Below are 6,959 nucleotides of genomic sequence, written 5' to 3'. Positions count from 1 at the left end.
GCAATTTTGATTGCCGCCGTCCTTGGGTTTTCGGTCAATAGAAAATCACCTGCCATCGTTGGGCTGCAGAATTGGATGCGCTCAATCAAAAATCCTGGCCAGACCTCGCCCAAGGAGCCCGAACCATCGGTCCGACGCTCCGGTGTCTTGTCCGGCCTGTTGGAACGGATGGCCGAACGCAGCACCGGTTCAGATACACTGTCGATGCCCGGATGGTTTACGCGCAATAAGGCCGTCCTGCGTTACATCTCACCGACTTACGTGATGTTTGCGGCCATCGTGATCGCCACGACCATCTTTTACGGCGACGGTCTAGGGGCCCTCAGCTACATCAATGTGCTGCTGCTGTTCACGGCGTTTCTCGCGATTCTTGGACTGGGTCAGGGCGCAGTAATTATTTCCGGTGGGCTCGACCTGTCGGTCGCCTGGGTTATCACCTTTCCCGCCATCGTCGTGACCACGTTCAGTTTCGGTACTGACGGTCCGGCCTATTGGGTGATTCCGCTAGCGCTCGCCATTGGCATCGGAATCGGCTTTCTGAACGGCATGATGATCGTTTCGTTCGGGCTATCTCCAATCATTGTCACCTTGGCCATGGCGGGCATGCTTGAGGGGGTTGCGTTGATCTTCAGTGACGGCGCGCCGATTGGCGGTTCGCCGCCTGCCCTGCGTTGGTTCGTCTCGGGACGAATTCTCGGCATCACGCCGATCGGATGGTTTCTCCTGGTGTTTACCATCGTCGCCACGCTTTTCCTCAACCGGACCGTATTCGGCCGGCGTCTTTACGCCGTGGGCAACAGCATCACGGTGGCAAAACTCTCCGGTGTGTGGACCGGTAAATCGGTCGTCGGAGCCTATATGTTGAGCGGTTTCTGCTCTGCCCTCGTCGGCGTTCTGTATTCCGGATTTAGCGGACAGGCGTTTTTTTGGATGGGTGATCCGTTCCTTCTACAGTCGATCGCTGTCGTGGTGCTCGGCGGCACGTTGATCACGGGCGGGCGCGGACATTATATCGGCATTCTCGGCGGCGCCCTACTGTTCACCGCTCTCGGCACTCTGCTCTCTGGTACGTTGCTGCCGGAGGCGGTTCGTAACATTATCTATGGCGTCGTTCTGCTTGGTGCCATCGTAGCGCTCAGGGAACGCATGATCCGCTGACCCGACTTTAACGCTATGGTCCGGCCAATGGACCGCAAACGACAACAAGACCGTAAGAATTGGAGGAAATCATGGCTGAGACGAAAAAAGATATTCAAGTGTGTTTCAATCCCCATTTCGATGCCGTTTCGCTTTGGATCGGGTCATTCGGCGGGGCTGACTCGCCGTGCGACATTTCGCGCGGCGTCTTTGCCGCCAAGCGCGGGGTGCCGCGCATTCTTGAAATGATGGAACGCTACGGAATTCGAACCACCTGGGACATCACCGGCCATTCGATCGAGAGTTTTCCGAAAGAATCCGAGTTAATCGTCAAATATGGCCACGAACTTGGCGTCCACGGTTACACCCATGAAAATCCGCTGGCGATGTCGCGTCAGCAGGAAGCCGATGTCCTCGACAAATGCATAGAGCTGGTCACCGATCTCTGCGGCAAGCGCCCGGTGGGCTATGTCGCGCCGTGGTGGGAATTAAGCTCGAACACAATCGATCTGCTGCTCGAGCGCGATTTTCTGTACGACCGCAGCATGATGGAAGACGATTATTTTCCGCATTATCTGCGCAAAGGCGACTCTTGGACCAAGATCGACTATGCGAAGGAAGCAAAAGAATGGATGAAGCCCTGGAAGGCCGGCGAGTTGGTCGATTTGATCGAACTGCCGGCTAGTTGGTACCTCGACGACGCGCCGCCGATGATGTTCGTCAAGACCTTTCCGAATAGCCATGGCTGGGTCAATCCGCGTGATGTCGAAGATATTTGGCGGGATCAATTCGATTGGGTATACCGCCATCATGATTACGCGGCGTTCACCTGCGTCATCCATCCCGATTGCGCCGGCAAACCGCAAGTTCTCCTCATGCTCGAGCGCCTGTTCGATCATATGCTGTCGCACAGCGGTGTGCGGTTTGTGACGATGGGCGAGATGGCGGAAGACTTTAAAAAGCGCAACCCGTTCCCGGGAAAATAAAATATTAGGCCGCTTGGCAAAGAGCGGTGGGCGATCTGGAAGCGAGCGATCGGACTAGTTCTGATTGCCGCTTCCGATTGCGTTGAATGTTTCGAGCGATTCCTCGATGCGTCGTTTCTCGATATCGCGCACGATGAAGATGATGCGCGAGCGGCGGTCCGCATCGGGCCAGGCATCGAGATGCATCGGCGGATGCACAACATGTTGCACGCCATTGATGACAACCGGCGTCTCCACCCCCTTAACATTTAGCATGCCTTTCACACGCAGCACGTTTTCGCCGTGGGTGTGCAGCAACATGGTCAGCCAAATACCAAACGCCGTCCAATCGATCGGCTCGTCATAAACTAAAGAGAACGAATGAATATTCGCGTCGTGACGATTTGGGTCATGACCATGTTCATGACGATGATCGAGAGCGCGGCCGGTCGCGTCTTTTGCGGCTTCAATCTCAACCCAGCGCAGCACTTCTTTACCCTTGGTAGCGGGGTCGTAGAGATCGGCTTGAAGCAGATGTTCAATATCGATTTCGCCATGATCGGCGGTCAGGAATTCGGCTGACGGATTGAGCCGGTGCAGCCGTTGCCGGAGACGCGTGATCTGCTCGGGCGCAGCGATATCGGTCTTGGTGATAACAATGCGGTCTGCGACAGTTGCCTGCTTGACTGCCTCCTCTTGACGATCGAGATGTCCCCATCCATTGACGGCGTCCACAGTGGTGATGACTGTGGCCAGCCTGTAGTGATGGCGCAAGGTCTGATCCGCCATCAAGGTGAACAGGATTGGCGACGGATCGGCCAGCCCGGTGGTCTCAATAACCATTCGCTCATATAGCGGAATCTCACCGCGGGAGCGCCGATCATCGAGGCTTAGAATCGTTTCCTTGAGGTCGTCGCGAATGGTGCAGCACAGGCAGCCGCCCTCGAGCAGAACCGTATTGTCATCGATCCGCTCGACCAGGAGGTGATCGAGGCCAACTTCGCCGAATTCATTGATCAAGACTGCGGCGTCTTTGAGTGAAGGATGGCGCAACATGCGGTTCAACAGGGTCGTCTTGCCGCTGCCGAGGAACCCGGTCAGCACAAAGACCGGGATAAGTTGGTTGTAGGCGCCCATGGCGGTCAACCGCGGGGGGCGGGATCACGCTGGCGCAACGCCGCGAGCAATCCGCCATCGAGCGGATCCGTCGGCTTGCCGGCAAGCCCATCCACCGTCATCCAAACTTGTGGCAAGTGGTCGACGATGACGGTATGTCCGCTCCGGCTGCGGACAATGTAATTATTGTTCGCCCAATCTTCGGTAGTACAGCCGTAATAATCGAGGATCCGGTTCATCAGGCCGACCCGATACAGCCGCTTGAGGTAGCGTTCCCGTCCGCTTTCGACTTCGCTCGAACTACCCGCGTTCGTGCCGGCTTCAGTCCAATGTGCGCCGCCGCCCGATAGCATCGCGCAAAATGCACACATTAATTTTCCTCCACCAACAAGTTCGCGCGGCTGCCCAACCCTCTCACCTTAAAACTTATATCCCCGCAGTAACAAATAAGCCCGCCGGATAGGAAATATCCGCCGGGCCCATTCGCATTCATAACTCAATTCTGGCGGCTCGCTCGCGCGGATCGCCAAATTGGCATCAGGCCGCAAGCGGATAGGTTTCATAGTCTGATTCGCAGGGGCTGCCGTCGGTGATGTAGAGCGTGCGTTGATTGAGCGAAATCATAATAGAATGATTGCTCTGCAAGCGCAGCGTCTCGGCTTCGTTATCATCATAATGCGCGCAGATCGAATGCGGATGGGAGAAATGATCCGCCATCGCCGACTTGATCGTCGTCGCATCGAGTTCCTGGCTCTGGCGCAACAGGCGCTCCAGCCTGACGTTCCGGTACATCGTGTTCGGCCACAGTTTGACCACCTCTGATTCGATATCGAGTTCACAGAAATGATTCGAATGGGTCAACAGCCCGTCTTCCGGATAGATGAATGCTTCGCGGTCGGGACCGGTTTCGATATCAATCGCAATGCCGTCTTCATGGGCCAGAAGAAAATTCATCGACACAGAGCGGTTGGTTCCGCACACCGCCAAGATGGCTTCCTGCATGTTGCGGGCATTCATGATGTCGCGCACCCGCATGCGGTAAGGTTTTTCATACGGGTATTTTCCGTCATCCGGTGTGAGCAGCGCGTTGATCACCGTGCCGATGCCGTTTTCATTGACGCCTTGTAGGCCGCCAATCGTGCCCGTTTCGCCGATATGGATGAAATCCGGCCCGTCTTCGCGTGTGACCCGCGAGACCATTGTATGGATGTCTTTCACCCAATCCCAATTCTGCCCGATCATCGTCTCGCCGGTTTTTGACCTTTCCGGCAGCACTGCAAATGAGGTGCAAGCGTCCATGGCGGTTGCTTGGTGCTGCGCATTGCTTTTCATCATGTTGACGAGCAGTTCATAGCGCACGTTCAACAAGGTGATCTCGTTAAGCGAGCGTTCCGAACCCTGGACGACGCCATCGATCTCCTCCCAAAACACCGTATCTTTGGGGCGCAATGCTTCGGCCCACTTCGCCGCCTCGGACAGTACGGCGTCGCGCCCAAATCCCAAGAGCTCGAAACGCTTCAAATATCTGTCTATATTCTGCCCGATTTGAGCGGACAATTTCTCACCGTGGACGCGACCACGGTCAATCGGATCTCCATACAAATCCAGAACGGTTTTCGTCATGATTTTTTCTCTCTGGCTACGGATGGCTTATGCAGCGATCCGAGTTTGCTAGACGTATTCTCCCCTCCTCGGAGAGGCTACGTTTGAAATGAGATATCGAGAAATTCTAGCATGGCCGGATAACCCAATCATAGGCGAAAAGATATGAACAGGTCTCGGACGCAATCCAGAATAAGAATCAAGTTGGCTTTGACAGTGGCTTCGTGACCCAAAGCGGACATCGATGGCTGATTTGTGACTCAAATCAAATCGTGGTTTGCGTTACCCCTCTCGCGGCGATTTGATCTTGCCGGGCGCTTCTTCCTGCGGTGCAGACGCGAGCGCGCGAAGGGCGAGCTTACGGGCGCTCCGCAATTCTTCGGTGGCAGCCAGGTTGACTGTCGAATCAGCTGCGATAACAACGCCGTAATTTTGCTCGGCCACCGCGATCGAAATGTATTCATCACTTATGTCCTGAAGCACCCGTTGCGGATCTCGCTCGAGTGGGTTGCCATAGCCGCCACCGCACGGCCCCGTGACGATCGTGCGGTCGCCTGCTTTCGCCAGCATGTAGGGAACTTTGGAGGGTAATTTCTGACTGTCACCATTGTTGCGCTCGAGAACGATTTTCGACGTGAAACCATCGGCCCCCCCATCGAAACCCCAGGGCGGAAATTTTTGGCCTTCGCCCTCGACCGAAAATCCGCCGTCCTCCAGCCATTCGGTCTCCCGGACTGCACCGATTCCGCCGCGCCACTTGCCTTGGGCATGGCCATCATTCCTTAGTTCATAGCGATGAATCCGAAGCGGCAAATGCGATTCGATATCCTCTATCGGATTGTTGCGCGTGTTGGTGAACAAGATATCGACGGCGTCGATGCCGTCCTTCCGATAACGTCCGCCGTAAGCGCCTTCATAGACCTCCATATGAACCCAGTGACTCTCGCCTCTGAGGCCGCTGAACGCGATCACGTTCAGATTGCCTACGCCGGCGCTAACCTGCTCGGGCACCGCCTGGGCCAGGGCTTTCATGATGGTGTTGGCGCACTCGATCGCTGGGCAGGCGCGGGAGATCGTCGGTGCGGGAAAGATCGGATTTACCAATGTTCCCTTGGGTGCCACGATCTTGATCGGACGCATGAGGCCAGTGTTTTGTGGGATGCGACCATGCACCGTAGAATCAAGAAGGATCGACCGCAGGGTCGTCGAGACGGCGCAATCCACAGTACCGCGCAATGGCATGTTGATCGGGCGATCATCTACTTGGCGTGACGTGCCGGTGAAATCGACAGTCAGATCGTTGCCGTCAACGGTGATCGTAACTTCGATCGGCAGTTCGCGGCGGGCGGGGGCTTCGCTATCGAGGAACCCGTCGATATGGCTTTTCGCGTTGTACGTCCCATCGGGCAGTCTTTGAATGGCCGCCCGCATCATGCGCTCTGAATAATCCATCAGTTCGTCGGCGGCAGCTTCGACCAGGTCCAGGCCATAGCGGTCGATCAGTTTGAGGTATGCGTCGCTACCGATCCGGCACGCCGCGATTTGTGCTTCCATATCTCCGACGACGAGATCGGATGAGCGGATGTTGTCGCGCAGCATCGCCCACAGGGCAATGTTTCGAACGCCGCGGTCGAAGACTTTGAGGCCCTTTAGCTGCAAGCCCTCGGCATAGGCATCGACGGCATCAACGATGCCAGCACTGCCTGGCGTGTGGGCGCCGATATCGAGATGATGTGCCGACGTGGCGGAGAAGCCGACCAATGTGTCGCCGAGGAACACCGGCACACAGAAGGCTACGTCCGGCACATGCGATGCACCGGCATAGGCATCGTTGTGGATATATACGTCGCCGGGGCAGATTTTCTCACCGCGTGACTCCAGGGCACGGCGGATGCCGTCGATGTAACCGGGCAGCGGGCCGGATTGAAGGGGCGTGCTCTGAGGAGTTTCAGCGATTTGGCGTCCCTGGCTGTCGATGATCGCCGCGCCAAAGTCTTCCGACTCGCGGATCAAGCTCGAATGCGACATCCGCATCAGTTTGAAGCCCATTTCGACCGCAATATTCTCCAACGCGCCTTGGATGACCCGTGCCGTAATGCGATCTATGCGCGCAGCAGACTGCATGACGGGTCCTGGTGA

At 56.4% G+C, this 6,959-nt stretch carries 6 protein-coding genes; 2 read left to right on the top strand and 4 right to left on the bottom strand.

What is annotated here, in order from left to right:
• Together O3A94_14915 and O3A94_14910 are read left to right on the top strand one after the other, a co-directional pair.
• Positions 1-1,158: ABC transporter permease (locus O3A94_14915; protein MDA1357544.1), on the top strand; the 1,158-nt coding region annotated here is incomplete at its 5' end.
• Between the two features lie 71 nt (positions 1,159-1,229).
• Positions 1,230-2,123, top strand: coding sequence for a polysaccharide deacetylase (locus tag O3A94_14910; GenBank protein ID MDA1357543.1), 894 nt, complete (start codon positions 1,230-1,232; stop codon positions 2,121-2,123).
• 54 nt (positions 2,124-2,177) lie between these two features.
• Here the strand turns inward: O3A94_14910 and O3A94_14905 are convergent, their stop codons facing one another.
• The 4 genes from O3A94_14905 to O3A94_14890 form a co-directional block, all read right to left on the bottom strand.
• A complete protein-coding gene (locus O3A94_14905) occupies positions 2,178-3,239 on the bottom strand; it encodes a GTP-binding protein (GenBank protein MDA1357542.1) in 1,062 nt (353 codons plus the stop codon).
• 5 nt (positions 3,240-3,244) lie between these two features.
• On the bottom strand, positions 3,245-3,589 hold the full coding sequence (locus O3A94_14900) for a hypothetical protein (GenBank protein MDA1357541.1): 345 nt from the start codon (positions 3,587-3,589) through the stop codon (positions 3,245-3,247).
• Positions 3,590-3,755: 166 nt separating this feature from the next.
• A complete protein-coding gene (locus O3A94_14895) occupies positions 3,756-4,841 on the bottom strand; it encodes a C45 family autoproteolytic acyltransferase/hydrolase (protein MDA1357540.1) in 1,086 nt (361 codons plus the stop codon).
• A 261-nt stretch (positions 4,842-5,102) separates the two neighbouring features.
• The gene (locus O3A94_14890) at positions 5,103-6,944 is read right to left on the bottom strand and encodes a hydantoinase B/oxoprolinase family protein (GenBank protein ID MDA1357539.1); all 1,842 of its coding nucleotides are present in this window, start codon (positions 6,942-6,944) and stop codon (positions 5,103-5,105) included.
• Between the last annotated feature and the right edge of the window lie 15 nt (positions 6,945-6,959).

It is taken from the genome of Pseudomonadota bacterium (genome assembly GCA_027624955.1).
Classification (GTDB): domain Bacteria; phylum Pseudomonadota; class Alphaproteobacteria; order UBA828; family UBA828; genus PTKB01.
Note: the sequence above shows the minus strand (reverse complement) of the source record. Positions and strands in the feature narration are given on the sequence as shown.

Coding starts and splice junctions, on each gene's coding strand:
- O3A94_14900 (MDA1357541.1), bottom strand. CDS start 3,589: ATGTGTGCATTTTGCGCGATGCTATCGGGCGGCGGCGCACATTGGACT.
- O3A94_14890 (MDA1357539.1), bottom strand. CDS start 6,944: ATGCAGTCTGCTGCGCGCATAGATCGCATTACGGCACGGGTCATCCAA.
- O3A94_14905 (MDA1357542.1), bottom strand. CDS start 3,239: ATGGGCGCCTACAACCAACTTATCCCGGTCTTTGTGCTGACCGGGTTC.
- O3A94_14910 (MDA1357543.1), top strand. CDS start 1,230: ATGGCTGAGACGAAAAAAGATATTCAAGTGTGTTTCAATCCCCATTTC.
- O3A94_14895 (MDA1357540.1), bottom strand. CDS start 4,841: ATGACGAAAACCGTTCTGGATTTGTATGGAGATCCGATTGACCGTGGT.